This window comes from Bacillus cereus group sp. BfR-BA-01310 (assembly GCF_022664325.1).
In the GTDB taxonomy this organism is placed as follows: domain Bacteria; phylum Bacillota; class Bacilli; order Bacillales; family Bacillaceae_G; genus Bacillus_A; species Bacillus_A paramycoides.
This window is the reverse complement of sequence record NZ_JAKUHD010000001.1, coordinates 851,804-867,517: the sequence shown is the minus strand read 5'-3', so window position 1 is coordinate 867,517 and position 15,714 is coordinate 851,804. Positions and strand designations below refer to the sequence as shown.

Here is a 15,714-nt window from a genome sequence, read left to right as displayed (position 1 = left end):
GATGTACTGCTCATTAAAGTGAAAAGAAATCGGAAAGGAGAGGAAAGATGGGAAATCAACATGCAATGGATTTGTTTGAGGAAGAGAAAAAATTTATAAAAGCGCAAGTTCTTCATACCATTTTCCACAACGAAGAAAACCTCTATTCCGTTGTCAGTATGAAAGTCATTGAAACGAATGAAACATACGACGAAAAAAAAGTAATGATAAACGGTCATTTTCCCCGTATGCATGAGGATGAAGTGTTTACATTAACAGGTCATTTTAAAGACCACCCAAAGTATGGGAAACAATATTTAGTTGAAACGTTTAAGAAAGAATTGCCACAAACAAAAGCAGGTATGGTGCAGTATTTAGCGAGCGATTTATTTAAAGGGATTGGAAAGCGTACGGCTGAAAAAATTGTGGACCATCTTGGTGAGCATGCCATTTCTAAAATTATGGATGATCCTGATGCGTTAAATGGTGTTGTAAACAAGCAAAAAGCGCAGGAAATATATGAGACGATTATTGAGCATCAAGGGTTAGAAAAAGTGATGAGTTTTTTAAATGGTTACGGTTTTGGGACGAAGCTTTCAATTAAAATTTATCAGCAATATAAAGAGATGACATTAGAAGTGATTCGTAACAATCCATATAAGCTTATTGAAGAAGTGGATGGAATTGGTTTTGGGAGAGCAGATGATATAGGGCGTGCATTAGGTATATCGGGCAATCACGACGACCGTGTACGTGCGGGATGTTTTTATACATTAGAGAATGTGTCATTACAATTTGGTCACGTTTATATGGAAAAAGGTCAGCTTGTAAGAGAAACGATGTCACTTTTAAATAATCAAGAAGGCAGAGTGACTGAGGAAGACATTGTAGGCTGCGTTGAAATGATGCAAAGTGAAGGGAAAGTCATTATAGAAGAAGAGCGAGTGTATTTAGCTTCTTTATTCTATTCTGAGAAAGGCGTTGTAAAGTCAATTCGTCGTCTTATGAATCAAGAAGAAACTCCTTCATTCCCTGAAGCAGAAGTGTTAAAAACATTAGGAGAAATTGAAGAACAGTTGAAGGTGCAGTATGCACCGCTTCAGCAAGAAGCAGTTCAAACTGCACTTCATAAACCGATGATGTTATTAACAGGTGGACCAGGAACGGGGAAAACAACAGTTATTAAAGGAATTGTTGAAATGTATGCGTCATTGCACGGATTATCACTAAATCCAAATGAATATAGTGATGATAATCCATTTCCAATACTATTAACGGCCCCGACAGGAAGAGCGGCGAAGCGAATGAGTGAATCAACAGGACTTCCAGCTTGCACAATTCATCGTTTGCTTGGTTGGACACCAGAAGGTTCTTTCCAGCGTAATGAAACTGACCCGGTTCAAGGGAAGTTACTCATTATTGATGAGTTTTCAATGGTTGACATTTGGCTTGCAAATCAGCTATTCAAGTCGCTTCCGACAAATATTCAAGTTATCGTTGTAGGCGATGAAGATCAGTTGCCATCTGTAGGCCCTGGACAAGTGTTAAAAGACTTATTGAATGCAGGTGCAGTTCCGACAGTCAAACTTACAGAAATTTATCGTCAAGCGGAAGGATCATCTGTTATTCAGCTTGCCCATGCGATAAAAGATGGAATGCTACCACCAGATTTAGCGGAAAACAAAAAAGACCGTTCGTTTATTGCTTGTACAGGAAATCAAATTGTTGAGGTTGTCAAAAAGGTTTGTGAAAACGCAAAGACAAAAGGATTTAGTGCAAGAGATGTACAAGTATTAGCGCCGATGTACCGGGGACCTGCTGGTATTAATGTGCTGAATGAAGCGTTGCAAGAAGTATTTAATCCGAAAAAAGAAAAGAGTAAAGAAATTGCTTACGGTGATGTTGTATACCGAAGAGGTGATAAAGTACTACAATTGGTGAATCAGCCAGAGAGCCAAGTGTTTAATGGTGATATCGGAGAAATCGTTTCGGTGTTTTATGCGAAAGAAAACGTTGAGCAACAAGATATGATTATCGTTTCATTTGATGGGATTGAAGTAACGTATACAAAGCCAGATTTAAATCAAATTACACATGCATATTGTTGTTCGATTCATAAATCACAAGGTAGTGAATTCCCGATTGTTATTATGCCAATCGTAAAAAGTTACAATCGTATGTTACGTCGTAATTTAATTTACACGGGCATTACGAGAAGTAAAAAATTCCTTATTATTTGCGGAGAGGAAGCAGCTTTTCAATCCGGTGTAAATCGCCTTGATGATGCAATGCGTCAAACGACTTTAGCTGGTCGATTGCAAGAATCACAAGGAGAGGTACAGATGGTAACGGTTAATGGTGAAGAAATGGACGTGGAAAACATTTCACCGTATGATTTCATGTAACAAGGTGAAATTATATAGTGAAACTTTCAAACGTACAACGTTGAAAGGCTCTAGCATGTATAAATGAATGCGGTTTGGACATAATGGCGAATAGAATCTGGGAGACTGTGAGGAGATGAAAGCCATATGTTCAGTTGTCCAAATTGCAAAGGGAAAGACATTGGAAAAATAGGTGTCAACCAATTTTATTGCTGGAATTGTTATATTGAATTATCGGTTTCAAAGGGGAAAATCCATACGCATCAAGTAGAGGAAGATGGTTCATTAAGCTCTCTTGATGATTTATTTGATGAGAATGAGAGAACGATCGGATAACGAAAAGGGGGATCTACTTTGAATCTACGCAATTCATTAATCGCATTAGGTGTTGGGGCTGCAGCATATCGATATGCTCGCAAGCAAGATGTATTTTCAAAACGCAATATGAAAAAAGCGCGTAAGATGATTAAGTCTTATTTATAATCATTTCGATAAAGTGAAAAACTCCCTTATTGACGAGGGAGTTTTTTTACGTATTCATATGCAAATATAAAAGTCCGATTTCCGAGAAAACATAAGATAGACCGTAACATCCAACTCCAAGTATTCCATAATGCCATAATTGCTTCGCTCTTTCTTTTCGCGAGGAGCGAATAAAGAAACCTTTCCAAATACCAAACCCGATACAAATCCATTCAAGAATCATAAAAAGTGCGGATAATACGAGCATAAATAAAACCATAATTAGCCCTCCTGATTATATTTTGATTTTTTGTATTCTCAGGGGTGGTTGTCCTTATTATGTTAAATATATGTACGTCTTTAAAAAACAGTATGGTCTGTATGAAAAGATTTTAAAAGTTTTGCACATAACCTACCCCATTTATTTTCAAAATAAAGGTGGAGGAGGTTTTTCGTGTGAAGAATCTTAAAATCATTTGGATATATCGTTTAGGATTATTGTTACTCGTTTTTCTTTGTTTGCTTGTCTTTTTAAAAATTAAGCCGCTATGGGCACCGATTATTTTTGTGTTTAAAATGGCAATTACACCATTTCTTATTGCGTGTTTCATTGCATATTTATTACACCCGTTAATTGAAAAAATCCATAAGGAAGGGATGCCACGCACACTTGCTATTTTGCTCATTTATGTCCTTTTCTTCGGCGGGATTGGCTATGGAATTTATAAAGGAACACCAATTGTTATAAAGCAGTTGCAAGAGATTAATGAACAATTTCCGCAGTTTACAAAAATGTACGATTCTTGGATGGATGGGGTAACAGAACAAACAGCGAATTTCCCATCATTTATTCATGAAAAGGTGAAACAAATTTTTGTTGGTGTAGAAATGAAGATTCAAGCGCTTTTGAATAAAGTAATGAGCACAGCTCGTGGTGTACTGGATTCATTGCTCATTATTTTCTTAATTCCGTTCATTGTATTTTACATATTAAAAGACTACGGTGAGTTTTATCATACCTTTTGGAAACTAGTTCCAAGTAAATGGCGTAGTACAGGACAAATGCTCGCGAAAGAAATTGACAAGTCACTTGGAAGCTATATTCGAGGACAGTTATTTGTTTGCTTAGTATTAGGGGGAGTATCCGCTCTTTCTTTTTGGTTTATCGGTATGAAATATCCATTGCTGCTCGGTATTATTATTGGGGTAACGGATATAATCCCGTATTTTGGCCCTATTTTAGGAGCCATTCCGACATTGATGATCGCGGCAACGGTATCAACGAGTTTACTCATTAAGGCGGGAATTACAATTGCGATTTTGCAATTTGTTGAAAGTAATATTTTATCTCCTTACATCGTTGGTAAGTCGCTCCGTATGCACCCTGTTATTATTATGCTCGCATTACTAGTTGGGGGAGAAGTTGCGGGAATTGTAGGATTATTAATATCGGTCCCGATTTTAGCGGTCATTCGCACGGTGATCGTTCATGTAAGGCCTCTTTGGAAAAGAGAAGATATTTAATGTGAAAGCCCTCTATTTATAGAAATAGAGGGCTCACAATCTGCCTATTTAGGTAGTTGTTTTTTTATTTGCTGAACAACCCCGCTCACATCATTTGTTTGAATATGTTTTATTCTTTTCCATTCATCATCATACATAAATACAATTTGATTGCTGAAAAGTCGTTTCTGTTCTTTTAGATTAGAAATTTTTGCGAAAGAGTACTCTTCAAATATTGGGTTCCTACTTAAATCTGGTCCGTAAAAGAAGAGCCTTTTGTTCGTCAAGATTAACAGTCCTGGCCTTGCGACGGAACGATAGATAAATATATCTAATGAACATGCTGCATAAAAAAGGATTTTTTCGTCAGTAGTTAACATTTCTTTAGCTTGATTCAATAAAGTTGTCATTATAATCGCTCCTTTAATGTTAATAATTTAATTATAACAAAAATGTAATATTAAGAAATATTAACAAGTAGTAATTTTTTTGTATGAAAATATCCCTACTTGTTAATAAATACATAATATATAAAGGCTGTTTATAATGACAAGTAGATACTTATGTAGCTATCAGAAATGTATGTGGTACAATATAATTATTATTATCTACATTGACAAACTTAAGAGAATTCTATTATATTTAGTCATATAATACATTAAATCAATGACGGAACAAGTATGTTACAGTCCATTTATAGAGAGAAGCTTCCACTGGCTGAAAGAAGCTTTAAATGAAGGGTACCAGAAAGCTAATCCTGAGAGCAGCTAATCACTGCCGTCTTGCCACGTTACGGCACCATGAGGTGATGAATTGATTGTTATAATAATCAATTCATAATTAGGGTGGTATCGCGAGTTAACTCTCGTCCCTTTTATAGGGGCGGGAGTTTTTTATATTTAAGGAGGAAAATACAATGAAACAACTAACAGGCGCTCAAATTCGTCAAATGTTTTTAGACTTTTTCCAGGAAAAAGGACATGCAGTAGAACCAAGTGCATCACTAGTTCCACATGAGGATCCATCTCTTCTATGGATTAATAGTGGTGTAGCGACATTAAAGAAATATTTTGATGGTCGTGTAATCCCGCAAAACCCACGTATTACAAATGCACAAAAATCAATTCGTACAAACGATATTGAAAACGTTGGGAAAACAGCTCGTCACCATACATTCTTTGAAATGTTAGGGAACTTCTCAATCGGTGATTACTTCAAAGAAGAAGCAATTACTTGGGCTTGGGAATTTTTAACGAGCGACAAATGGATCGGATTCGATAAAGAATTACTATCAGTTACAATCCACCCAGAAGATGAAGAAGCATTCACAATTTGGAATGAGAAAATGGGTGTTCCAAAAGAGCGCATCATCCGTTTAGAAGAAAACTTCTGGGATATCGGTGAAGGACCAAGTGGACCGAATACAGAGATCTTCTATGACCGCGGAGAATCTTACGGTAATGACTTTAGTGACCCAGAATTATATCCAGGTGGAGAAAATGAGCGTTACTTAGAAGTATGGAACCTTGTATTCTCTCAATTTAACCATAATCCAGACGGTTCATATACGCCACTTCCTAAGAAAAACATCGATACAGGAATGGGTCTAGAGCGTATGACATCTATCGTTCAAGATGTGCCTACGAACTTTGATACAGACCTATTCATGCCGATGATTGGTGCGACAGAATCAATTTCTGGTGAGAAGTATCGTAATGGCGACTTAGAAAAAGATATGGCGTTTAAAGTAATTGCTGACCATATTCGTACAGTAACATTCGCTGTTGGTGACGGTGCTCTTCCATCTAACGAAGGCCGTGGTTATGTATTACGTCGTTTATTACGCCGCGCTGTTCGTTATTCGAAGAAATTAAACATCAACCGTCCATTCATGTTTGAATTAGTACCGGTTGTTGGAGAAGTAATGAAAGACTTCTATCCAGAAGTACTTGAAAAGAAAGATTTCATCGCAAAAGTTGTGAAAAATGAAGAAGAGCGTTTCCATGAAACACTTCATGATGGTGAAGCAATTTTAGCTGAAGTAATCGCAAAAGCGAAAGAAGAAAAAACAACTGTTATTTCTGGTGTAGATGCGTTCCGTCTATACGACACGTACGGTTTCCCAATTGAATTAACAGAAGAATATGCAGAAGAAGCTGGTATGACAGTTGACCATAAAGGTTTTGAAGCTGAAATGGAAAAACAACGTGAACGTGCACGTGCTGCTCGTCAAGACGTTGATTCTATGCAAGTGCAAGGCGGTGTACTTGGTGAAGTTAAAGTAGCGAGCGAATTCGTCGGTTACGGTACAGTTGCAACAGAAAGTAACGTTGTTGCACTTGTGAAAAATGGTGAGTACACAGATAGCTTACAAGCAGGTGAAGAAGGACAATTAATGCTTGATGTAACGCCATTCTACGCTGAGAGCGGTGGGCAAATTGCAGACCGTGGTTATCTTCTTGCTGACGGCGTGAAAGTTCTTGTAAAAGACGTACAAAAAGCACCAAATGGTCAAAACTTACACAAAGTTGTTGTTGAAGAAGGTACATTAACGAAAGATGCGGCTGTAAAAGCTGTTATCGATACGAAAAACCGTAGTAGCGTTGTGAAAAACCATACAGCAACTCACTTACTGCACCAAGCATTAAAAGATGTACTTGGAACGCATGTTAACCAAGCTGGTTCTCTTGTAACTTCTGAACGTTTACGCTTTGATTTCTCTCACTTCGGTCAAGTACAAGCTGACGAATTAGAAAAAATTGAGCGTATCGTAAACGAAAAAATTTGGGAAAGTATTGATGTTGCGATTTCTCAAAAAGCAATCGAAGAAGCGAAAGAAATGGGCGCGATGGCATTGTTCGGTGAAAAATACGGAGATGTTGTACGCGTTGTACAAGTAGGCGATTATAGCTTAGAGCTTTGTGGTGGTTGTCACGTTGATAACACAGCTTCTATCGGTATTTTCAAAATTGTTGCTGAGTCTGGTATCGGTGCAGGAACTCGTCGTATTGAGGCGGTAACAGGTAAATCTGCATACGAATTAATGAACGATCAAGTAGGTTTATTAAAAGAAGCAGCAGGAAAAATGAAAACAAATCCGAAAGATATTTTAACAAGAGTTGATGGTTTATTTGCTGAAGTGAAACAACTTCAAAAAGAAAACGAATCTCTTGCTGCGAAATTAAGCAATATCGAAGCTGGAAACTTAACTGATTCAGTAATGACAGTGGATGGAGTGAACGTATTAGCCGCGAAAGTAAATGTTGCAGATATGAACAACTTACGTACGATGATGGATGACCTTAAAAATAAATTAGAGTCTGCAGTTGTTGTATTAGCGTCTGTAAATGATGATAAAGTAAATATTTTAGCTGGCGTAACGAAAGATTTAATTAGCCAAGGTTACCATGCAGGTAAGCTTGTGAAAGAAGTAGCTTCTCGTTGTGGCGGTGGCGGTGGTGGCCGTCCTGATATGGCACAAGCAGGTGGTAAAAACCCAGCGCAAGTTGAGGAAGCTTTAGCATTTGTACAAGAGTACGTTAAATCTGTTTCAAAATAAAGAGATAGTAGTGTACAATGGTAGGGAGAGGAGAAGTTCTTCTCCCTATACTTACTACTTACAAGTGAGGTGCTTGAAATGGACGGTTTTGATAAAACAATGAAGTTTAGCATTCAAGATGAAAAACAGAGTGTCCATGTAAATGATGTACTTTTAACTGTGTATGATGCACTTCAAGAAAAAGGCTATAATCCGATTAACCAAATCGTCGGTTATTTATTAAGTGGAGACCCAGCATACATACCTCGCCATAAAGATGCTCGAAGCATCATTCGCAAGCTTGAGCGTGATGAGTTAATTGAAGAGCTTGTGAAGTCTTACTTGAAACATCATCGTGAGGAGTAGTTTATGCGGATATTAGGTTTAGATGTAGGTACCAAAACAGTCGGAGTTGCAATTAGTGACGAAATGGGCTGGACAGCACAAGGATTGGAAACAATCAAGATTAACGAAGAACGAGGTCAATTTGGTTTTGACCGTATTTCTGAGTTAGTAAAACAGTATGATGTGGACAAAATAGTAGTAGGTTTACCTAAAAATATGAATGGTACAATTGGCCCGCGTGGTGAAGCTTGTCAGCAATTTGCAGAAAACCTACGAGAGCTGTTACAATTAGACGTTGTAATGTGGGACGAGCGTTTGTCGACGATGGCAGCGGAACGTCTGCTCATTTCAGCTGATGTAAGCCGTAAGAAGCGAAAGCAAGTAATCGATAAGATGGCTGCAGTCGTAATCTTACAAGGATTTTTAGATAGTAAATAAGAGGTGACCAAAATGGAAGAAAATCAAATTACAATTGTAGACGAAAAAGGTAACGAACATTTATGTGAGATTGTTTTCACTTTTGATGCTGAAAAATTTGGAAAAAAATCATACGTAGTCTTCTCTCCAATCGGTGAAGTAGACGAAGATGGAGACCAAATTTATGATGCAATGGCTTATGAGCAAAATGAAGAAGAGGGCGGAACTTTACTTCCGATCGAATCTGAAGAAGAGTGGGAAATGGTACAAGAAATGTTCAACACTCTTGCTGATGAGCAAGACGCAGAATAATAAGTACTGAAAAGATGGACGACATACAGTCCATCTTTTTTTGTATTTATATGTAAAATGAAAGATTTTTTGTCGAAACCACGCAATCCTTTGTAGTATAATGAGACGGATTGTAGAAAAATAAAGCGAAACTTTAATCAGTGGGGTTTTGTCCATCCCCATTAATTATTAGCCCACACCAATCGGGATAAAACGTCTATCTAAAAAAGATAGGTGAGTTTGTTGTGGTTTTCCATCGTGTTGTATAGAAATATGTCCATATGGTCTACAATTGAATAAGGAGGAAGAGTTTTGGTAGAGAATCAAGTGAAAAAGAAGCGTAGACGCATTTTTTTATTTTCGATTATTGCATTGCTCTTAGTTTGTGGTTCAGTCTATGCGTATATTTCATCGGCGTTAGGACCGGTTAATAGCGAGAATAAAAAAGAGATTGAAGTAGAGATTCCAAAGGGGTCATCTACAAGCAAAATTGGTGAGATTTTAGAAGAAAAAGGTGCTGTGAAAAACGGTACAGTGTTTAGTTTTTATACGAAGGCTAAATCAAAAAGTTTACAAGCAGGTACATATTTATTAAATCCTTCGATGAGTGCTAACGATGTCATTGAACAAATGTCATCGGGCAACGTACATCGTCCGGCTCTTTATAAAGTGACGATTAAAGAAGGAGCACAAGTAACTGAAATTGCAGAAGCGATTGCGGTAGAATTAAAGTGGAATAAAGATGATGTTGTGCGTCAGTTAAACGATAAGGCATTTGTTCAAAAAATGCAGCAAAAGTATCCGAAGTTATTGACTGACAAAATCTTTGATAGCAATATTAAATATCCATTAGAAGGTTATTTATATCCTGCGACGTATTCGTTCTATAAGAAAGATACGACATTAGAAGAAATCGTAATGCCGATGCTTGAGAAAACGAATGCAATCATTGTTCAAAATGAGGCGAAAATGAAAGCGAAGAACTGGGATGTTCATCAGCTTCTTACGCTGTCTTCACTTATTGAAGAAGAGGCTACTGGTTTTACAGATCGTCAAAAGATCTCTAGTGTTTTCTATAATCGTATAGCAAAAGGTATGCCACTTCAAACGGACCCGACGGTATTATACGCGCTTGGAAAGCATAAACAACGTGTATTATACGAGGACTTAAAAGTGAACTCACCGTATAATACGTATGTTGTGAAAGGATTGCCAGTTGGACCGATTGCAAACTCTGGTAAACATTCAGTAGAAGCAGCGTTAGAACCCGCGCAAACAGATTATTATTATTTCTTAGCTGCACCAAGTGGTGAAGTGTATTATGCGAAAACATTAGAAGAACATAATGCATTAAAGCAAAAATATATAACGAAAAAACAGTAAAATGGGGAGGGGTAGCGAAAAAGGTCGCACATCCCTCTTTTTTATGATAAAATATATCGGGTTAAAAACTGGCAGAAGAATCGTTTTTAATATCAAAACGGGACGTACAAGCTAAGGGTGAAGCTGGCTTGTATTTTTATTGCATTCTATGTGTGAAAAGACAAAGTTTTACGCGTCATAGAGGCACTTCTCCATGTAAATAAGGAGGACCAATTATGGAGGATGCAGTTAACGAGTACCTATTATCATTTATTGATCCAAAAGATAAATTAATTCTTGAAATGGAAGAGTATGCAACAGAAAACCATGTGCCGATTATGGATCGACTTGGAATGGAATTTATGCTGCAATTTTTACGTTTAATTGGACCGAAAAGCATTTTAGAGCTTGGAACAGCAATCGGTTATTCTAGTATTCGTATGATGCAAGCTATTCCGAATTCTCGCATTGTGACAGTAGAGCGCAATCGCGAACGATATGAAAAGGCACTTGAATATATAGAATGTTCCCCGGTAACAGACCGTATCTCTGTTATTTACGGTGATGCTTTAGAAACGGGCGAACAAGTGAAAGAACATGGAACATTTGACGTTATTTTTATTGATGCAGCGAAAGGGCAATATCGTCGCTTTTTTGACTTATATGAACCGTTATTAAATCCTGGTGGCGTTATTATTTCAGATAATGTTATGTACCATGGCCTGGTAACGACAAAAGAGAAAATTGAAAATAGACGTACACGTGGTTTGATTCGTCGTATTAAGACGTACAATGAATGGCTTATGAACCATGAAGGATATGATACAACGATTTTCCCGATTGGTGATGGAGTGGCTGTAAGTAAAAAGAAAGGGTGACAAAGGTATGAAGAAACCTGAATTGTTAGTAACGCCTAGAGCAGTGGCGGATATCGAACCTCTTGCAAAAGCAGGAGCAGATGCAGTAATGATCGGTGAACAAAAGTTTGGTTTACGTTTAGCAGGAGATTTTTCACGTGAAGATGTGAAAGAAGCTGTAAACATTGCACATGAAAATGGTGTGAAAGTATACGTTGCAATGAATGCGATGTTCCATAATGATAAAGTAGAAGAATTAACGGACTATGTTGCATTTTTAAATGAGATACATGTAGATGCGATTGTTTTCGGAGATCCAGCGGTATTAATGGCTGTTCGTGAAGTTGCACCAAACATGCAGTTACACTGGAATACAGAAACGACAGCAACAAACTGGTTTACTTGTAACTATTGGGGACAAAGAGGTGCGAAACGCGCTGTATTAGCTCGTGAGCTTAGCTTAGATGAAATTGTTGAATTAAAAGAAAATGCTGAAGTGGAACTTGAGGTGCAAATTCACGGTATGACTTGCATGTTCCAATCAAAGCGTTCATTAGTCGGAAACTACTTTGAGTATCAAGGTCGTAATCTCGATATTGAAAAGAAAAAGTATGAAGAGAATATGTTCTTATATGATCCAGAGCGCAATAATAAATATCCAATTTATGAAGATGAAAATGGTACTCATATTATGAGTCCAAACGATATTTGTTTCATTGATGAGTTAGAGGAACTAATCGATGCTGAAGTTGATAGCTTAAAAATCGAGGGTGTACTAAAAAGTTCTGAATACATTATTGAGGTAACGAAGAAATATCGTAAAGCAATTGATTTATGTGTAGAAGATCGTGATGCGTATTATGACGTGAAAGACGATTTATATAACGAGATAGAAGAAATGCAACCAGTAAATCGTCCGTTAGATACAGGGTTCTTCTTTAAAGAGACGGTTTATTAAACGAGGAGGGTGTAGGAAATGACTGTACAAGAAATTTCACGAGTGATCGATGGCAAACGCGTTATTGTGAAGAAACCTGAACTGTTAATCCCTGCGGGTAACTTAGAAAAATTAAAAGTAGCTATCCATTATGGGGCAGATGCTGTATATTTAGGTGGACAAGAATTTGGTCTTCGTTCGAATGCAGGTAACTTTACGCTGGAAGACATGGCAGAAGGCGTTGAGTTCGCAAAGAAATATGGAGCAAAGATATACGTAACTACAAATATCTTTGCACATAATGAAAATATGGACGGGCTAGAGGAATATTTAAAAGGGATTGAAAAAGCTGGCGTAACGGGAATTATCGTTGCCGATCCGCTTATTATTGAGACGTGTAAACGTGTAGCGCCTTCTGTTGAGGTGCATTTAAGTACACAACAATCACTATCCAACTGGAAAGCAGCACAGTATTGGAAAGAAGAAGGTTTACATCGTCTCGTATTAGCTCGTGAAGCAAGCTATGAAGAGATGAAAGAAATTAAAGAAAAAGTGGATATTGAAATTGAAGCATTCGTCCATGGTGCAATGTGTATCGCATATTCAGGAAGATGTACATTAAGTAACCATATGACAGCGCGTGACTCTAACCGTGGTGGTTGTTGTCAATCTTGTCGCTGGGACTATGATTTAGTTCAAACAGTATCACAACATAAAGATGCAAAAGAGCTTCCTCTATTCCAAGAAGAAGATGCTCATTTTGCGATGAGTCCAAAAGACTTAAATTTAATTTTATCAATTCCGAAAATGATTGAAATTGGAATTGATAGCTTAAAAGTTGAAGGACGTATGAAATCTATCCATTACGTAGCGACTGTAGCAACTGTATATCGTAAAGTAATTGATGCGTATTGTGCGGATCCGGATAATTTTGAGTTTAAACAAGAATGGCTAGATGAGCTTGATAAATGTGCAAATCGTGATACAGCTCCTGCATTCTTTGAAGGGGTTCCAGGACATCAAGAGCAAATGTTTGGAAATCATAGTAAGAAAACAACGTATGATTTCGCTGGTTTAGTGTTAGATTATAATGAAGAAACGGGCATCGTAACGATTGAGCAACGTAATCATTTCAAACCAGGACATGAAGTGGAGTTCTTTGGACCAGAAATAGAAAACTTTACGCAGACGGTGGAGAAAATTTGGGATGAGGATGGAAACGAATTAGATGCAGCGAGACATCCGTTGCAAATCGTGAAATTCAAAGTGGATCAACCAGTGTATGTGAATAATATGATGCGCAAAAGCATACTTCAATAAGAAAGAGTGATAGTCGAATGGGGACGAATAAGCCTGTTGTAATTGGAATTGCTGGTGGCTCAGGATCAGGTAAAACGAGTGTAACGAAAGCGATTTTTGACCATTTTCAAGGTCATTCTATTTTAATCTTAGAGCAAGATTATTATTACAAAGATCAAAGCCATTTACCAATGGAAGAGCGTTTAAAAACAAATTATGATCATCCGCTTGCGTTTGATAATGATCTGTTAATTGAACATTTGCAGCAGTTGCTTGCATATGAGCAAATTGATAAGCCTGTATATGACTATACATTGCATACGCGTTCAGAAGAAATTATTCCAGTTGAGCCGAAAGATGTAATCATTTTAGAAGGAATTCTTATTTTAGAAGACCCACGTCTTTGTGAGTTAATGGACATTAAGCTATTCGTTGATACAGATGCTGACCTTCGTATTCTGCGCCGCATGCAGCGTGATATTGAAGAGCGCGGTCGTACGATGGATTCAGTTATTGATCAATACGTAAGTGTTGTACGTCCAATGCACAATCAATTTATTGAGCCTTCTAAGAAATTTGCGGATATTATTATCCCTGAAGGTGGACAAAACCACGTTGCAATTGATATTATGGTGACAAAAATTGCAACAATTCTTGAACAAAAAGTAAATTTGTAATAGCATAGTAAAAGATATACGATAGGAAGGGATTTTTTCCCTTCCTATCGAATACAATGAAACATGCAACCTCATCTATATATAGGTGAGGGCATATTTATATCAAGTTTCCATACATATCTTCTTACTATAAAGAAGAATTTGGAATACGGGGTTGTATGTGACAACTCCACTAGTGCCACGTGTACTAGAAACCTCCGCTAATATAAGTGGGGGAGTTTTCATATGGAACTCCTCTTTTTTCAGGGGATTGGTATATAAAAGGAGTGGAAAATATGGCAACAGAAAAAACATACCCTATGACGCAAGAGGGTAAGCAAAAACTAGAGAACGAAGTTGAGCAATTAAAAACAGTAAGACGTAAAGAAGTTGTAGAGCGTATTAAGATCGCACGTAGCTTCGGAGATCTTTCTGAGAACTCTGAGTACGATGCAGCGAAAGATGAGCAAGCATTCGTAGAAGGACGTATTACACAACTGGAAAACATGATTCGTAATGCGGTTATCATTGAAGACAATGGTGAAGAGTCTACAGTTGTAACATTAGGTAAAACAGTAACATTTAAAGAGTTACCAGGTGGAGACGAAGAAGCTTACACAATCGTAGGTAGCGCAGAAGCAGATCCATTCGAAGGAAGAATTTCTAACGATTCTCCAATCGCAAAAAGCTTATTAGGTAAGCAAATTGGTGAGAAGGTAGCAATCCAAACACCAGGTGGAGAAATGCAAGTAGAGATTATCTCTGTAAAATAATAAAAAAGATTCTCCCAATTGGGGGAATCTTTTTTATTATTTTAACTTGTTTATACAAATAAAAAGCTGTTAGAACTTTCAAACGGTTCGACAGGAAAGGACAATAAACTACTAAATAGTTTGATATCATAATTGAGGACTTTAAGTTTTAATTATTTCAACATGGAACAGTTTTAAAGGGGAAAAGAGGGTAAGTATGAAAAAAAAAATATTTACGGTACTGATTTCTAGTATCTCCATATTAGGGCTCACTGCGTGTGGAACTAACGAGGAAGCTACATCATCAAAGGGGGAAAAAGTGAAGCAAGAAGAAAAAAAGGATAATGCTGCAACCGAGAATTCAAAAAGTACAGAAAGTCCAAAAGAGAAAGTGGAATCAAGTATTGATAACGAGAAGTTTGATGATTTTGATTTGGAGTATCAATTAGCTATTGTAATGAAAATATTTCAGAATGTAACGATTAAGTATGATTATGCGATTGGGAATCCAGAATATTTATTACGAGATTCGATGGATCAAAAAACAATAGATGATATGAAGGGTATGTTACAAGAACAGGCAAAGAATAATGATAAACTCCTCAAAGATGAAGTAAATCAAGCATATACATATTTAAAACAATCTAAAATAAGTAATAAAAGTGATATTCAAAAAATAATAGATGCAGAAAATAATTACTTGCAAATTGTAGATAAGATGATTGTGTGTATTGATTCTGTAACAGTTGAAAATGCAAAAGAAAAAAGAAGTGAAATGAACAATTTAAGTGCTGAATACTTAAAGGTAGCAACTCAGGTGACAACAACTGTAATCGAGGTTGCAAAAAATGCTGGAGTGAATGAAACAGAATTTAGATCGCTTCTTATGAAGTTTCTAGAGAAGCCCCAAAAGTAATAATGACTTTAAGTAT

At 37.0% G+C, this 15,714-nt stretch carries 17 protein-coding genes and 1 other annotated feature; of the genes, 15 read left to right on the top strand and 2 right to left on the bottom strand.

Features of this window, described 5'->3' with window-relative positions; all coding sequences use genetic code 11:
* The first annotated feature begins 47 nt into the window (after nucleotides 1–47).
* The 3 genes from recD2 (at nucleotide 48) to MR109_RS04570 (ending at nucleotide 2,846) form a co-directional block, all read left to right on the top strand.
* Nucleotides 48–2,384, top strand: a complete 2,337-nt coding sequence (gene recD2 / locus MR109_RS04580; RefSeq protein WP_071718562.1) for an SF1B family DNA helicase RecD2 — start codon at nucleotides 48–50, stop codon at nucleotides 2,382–2,384.
* 126 nt (nucleotides 2,385–2,510) lie between these two features.
* The gene (locus tag MR109_RS04575) at nucleotides 2,511–2,699 is read left to right on the top strand and encodes a hypothetical protein (protein ID WP_000490499.1); all 189 of its coding nucleotides are present in this window, start codon (nucleotides 2,511–2,513) and stop codon (nucleotides 2,697–2,699) included.
* Between the two features lie 18 nt (nucleotides 2,700–2,717).
* The gene (locus MR109_RS04570) at nucleotides 2,718–2,846 is read left to right on the top strand and encodes a YrzQ family protein (RefSeq protein ID WP_002173570.1); all 129 of its coding nucleotides are present in this window, start codon (nucleotides 2,718–2,720) and stop codon (nucleotides 2,844–2,846) included.
* A gap of 46 nt (nucleotides 2,847–2,892) precedes the next feature.
* On the opposite strand, the gene MR109_RS04565 is transcribed toward MR109_RS04570, so the two are convergent.
* Entirely contained in the window at nucleotides 2,893–3,105 is a 213-nt protein-coding gene (locus MR109_RS04565) for a hypothetical protein (protein ID WP_002173569.1), read from the bottom strand.
* Nucleotides 3,106–3,281: 176 nt separating this feature from the next.
* Here MR109_RS04565 and MR109_RS04560 point away from each other — a divergent pair, with 176 nt between their 5' ends.
* A complete protein-coding gene (locus tag MR109_RS04560; protein WP_048372318.1) occupies nucleotides 3,282–4,349 on the top strand; it encodes an AI-2E family transporter in 1,068 nt (355 codons plus the stop codon).
* A 44-nt stretch (nucleotides 4,350–4,393) separates the two neighbouring features.
* Here MR109_RS04560 and MR109_RS04555 read toward each other — a convergent pair whose 3' ends face one another.
* Complete coding sequence (locus MR109_RS04555) at nucleotides 4,394–4,738, bottom strand: PH domain-containing protein (RefSeq protein WP_048372316.1); 345 nt, start codon at nucleotides 4,736–4,738, stop codon at nucleotides 4,394–4,396.
* 247 nt (nucleotides 4,739–4,985) lie between these two features.
* Nucleotides 4,986–5,204 (top strand) — a binding site (T-box leader).
* Between the two features lie 40 nt (nucleotides 5,205–5,244).
* On the opposite strand from MR109_RS04555, the gene alaS reads away from it, so the two are divergent.
* From alaS to MR109_RS04500, 11 genes are all read left to right on the top strand, one after another.
* Nucleotides 5,245–7,887 carry an alanine--tRNA ligase gene (alaS, locus tag MR109_RS04550; RefSeq protein WP_242271186.1) on the top strand — a complete coding sequence of 881 codons (2,643 nt, stop codon included), beginning with the start codon at nucleotides 5,245–5,247 and terminating at the stop codon, nucleotides 7,885–7,887.
* A gap of 78 nt (nucleotides 7,888–7,965) precedes the next feature.
* Nucleotides 7,966–8,232, top strand: coding sequence for an IreB family regulatory phosphoprotein (locus tag MR109_RS04545; RefSeq protein WP_000348590.1), 267 nt, complete (start codon nucleotides 7,966–7,968; stop codon nucleotides 8,230–8,232).
* A 3-nt stretch (nucleotides 8,233–8,235) separates the two neighbouring features.
* Complete coding sequence (gene ruvX, locus MR109_RS04540) at nucleotides 8,236–8,649, top strand: Holliday junction resolvase RuvX (protein ID WP_001221197.1); 414 nt, start codon at nucleotides 8,236–8,238, stop codon at nucleotides 8,647–8,649.
* 12 nt (nucleotides 8,650–8,661) lie between these two features.
* Nucleotides 8,662–8,940, top strand: coding sequence for a DUF1292 domain-containing protein (locus MR109_RS04535; protein ID WP_025147360.1), 279 nt, complete (start codon nucleotides 8,662–8,664; stop codon nucleotides 8,938–8,940).
* Between the two features lie 291 nt (nucleotides 8,941–9,231).
* Nucleotides 9,232–10,302 (top strand): endolytic transglycosylase MltG, encoded by a 1,071-nt coding sequence (mltG, locus tag MR109_RS04530; RefSeq protein ID WP_242271185.1) that lies wholly within the window; start codon nucleotides 9,232–9,234, stop codon nucleotides 10,300–10,302.
* Between the two features lie 215 nt (nucleotides 10,303–10,517).
* A complete protein-coding gene (locus MR109_RS04525) occupies nucleotides 10,518–11,159 on the top strand; it encodes an O-methyltransferase (RefSeq protein ID WP_002173563.1) in 642 nt (213 codons plus the stop codon).
* Nucleotides 11,160–11,166: 7 nt separating this feature from the next.
* Nucleotides 11,167–12,096 (top strand): peptidase U32 family protein, encoded by a 930-nt coding sequence (locus MR109_RS04520; RefSeq protein ID WP_002173562.1) that lies wholly within the window; start codon nucleotides 11,167–11,169, stop codon nucleotides 12,094–12,096.
* Between the two features lie 18 nt (nucleotides 12,097–12,114).
* Nucleotides 12,115–13,395 (top strand): peptidase U32 family protein, encoded by a 1,281-nt coding sequence (locus MR109_RS04515; RefSeq protein ID WP_000217964.1) that lies wholly within the window; start codon nucleotides 12,115–12,117, stop codon nucleotides 13,393–13,395.
* Nucleotides 13,396–13,412: 17 nt separating this feature from the next.
* Entirely contained in the window at nucleotides 13,413–14,051 is a 639-nt protein-coding gene (udk, locus tag MR109_RS04510) for a uridine kinase (RefSeq protein WP_002173561.1), read from the top strand.
* 275 nt (nucleotides 14,052–14,326) lie between these two features.
* On the top strand, nucleotides 14,327–14,803 hold the full coding sequence (gene greA, locus MR109_RS04505) for a transcription elongation factor GreA (protein WP_002173560.1): 477 nt from the start codon (nucleotides 14,327–14,329) through the stop codon (nucleotides 14,801–14,803).
* Nucleotides 14,804–14,999: 196 nt separating this feature from the next.
* Nucleotides 15,000–15,698 (top strand): hypothetical protein, encoded by a 699-nt coding sequence (locus MR109_RS04500; protein ID WP_242271184.1) that lies wholly within the window; start codon nucleotides 15,000–15,002, stop codon nucleotides 15,696–15,698.
* Nucleotides 15,699–15,714 lie beyond the last annotated feature (16 nt).

Excerpts from the sequence above, each read along its gene's own strand:
- MR109_RS04520 (WP_002173562.1), top strand. The coding sequence starts at position 11,167 with ATGAAGAAACCTGAATTGTTAGTAACGCCTAGAGCAGTGGCGGATATC.
- ruvX (WP_001221197.1), top strand. The coding sequence starts at position 8,236 with ATGCGGATATTAGGTTTAGATGTAGGTACCAAAACAGTCGGAGTTGCA.
- alaS (WP_242271186.1), top strand. The coding sequence starts at position 5,245 with ATGAAACAACTAACAGGCGCTCAAATTCGTCAAATGTTTTTAGACTTT.
- greA (WP_002173560.1), top strand. The coding sequence starts at position 14,327 with ATGGCAACAGAAAAAACATACCCTATGACGCAAGAGGGTAAGCAAAAA.
- recD2 (WP_071718562.1), top strand. The coding sequence starts at position 48 with ATGGGAAATCAACATGCAATGGATTTGTTTGAGGAAGAGAAAAAATTT.
- MR109_RS04515 (WP_000217964.1), top strand. The coding sequence starts at position 12,115 with ATGACTGTACAAGAAATTTCACGAGTGATCGATGGCAAACGCGTTATT.
- MR109_RS04555 (WP_048372316.1), bottom strand. The coding sequence starts at position 4,738 with ATGACAACTTTATTGAATCAAGCTAAAGAAATGTTAACTACTGACGAA.
- MR109_RS04535 (WP_025147360.1), top strand. The coding sequence starts at position 8,662 with ATGGAAGAAAATCAAATTACAATTGTAGACGAAAAAGGTAACGAACAT.
- MR109_RS04565 (WP_002173569.1), bottom strand. The coding sequence starts at position 3,105 with ATGGTTTTATTTATGCTCGTATTATCCGCACTTTTTATGATTCTTGAA.
- MR109_RS04500 (WP_242271184.1), top strand. The coding sequence starts at position 15,000 with ATGAAAAAAAAAATATTTACGGTACTGATTTCTAGTATCTCCATATTA.
- udk (WP_002173561.1), top strand. The coding sequence starts at position 13,413 with ATGGGGACGAATAAGCCTGTTGTAATTGGAATTGCTGGTGGCTCAGGA.
- MR109_RS04525 (WP_002173563.1), top strand. The coding sequence starts at position 10,518 with ATGGAGGATGCAGTTAACGAGTACCTATTATCATTTATTGATCCAAAA.
- MR109_RS04545 (WP_000348590.1), top strand. The coding sequence starts at position 7,966 with ATGGACGGTTTTGATAAAACAATGAAGTTTAGCATTCAAGATGAAAAA.
- MR109_RS04575 (WP_000490499.1), top strand. The coding sequence starts at position 2,511 with ATGTTCAGTTGTCCAAATTGCAAAGGGAAAGACATTGGAAAAATAGGT.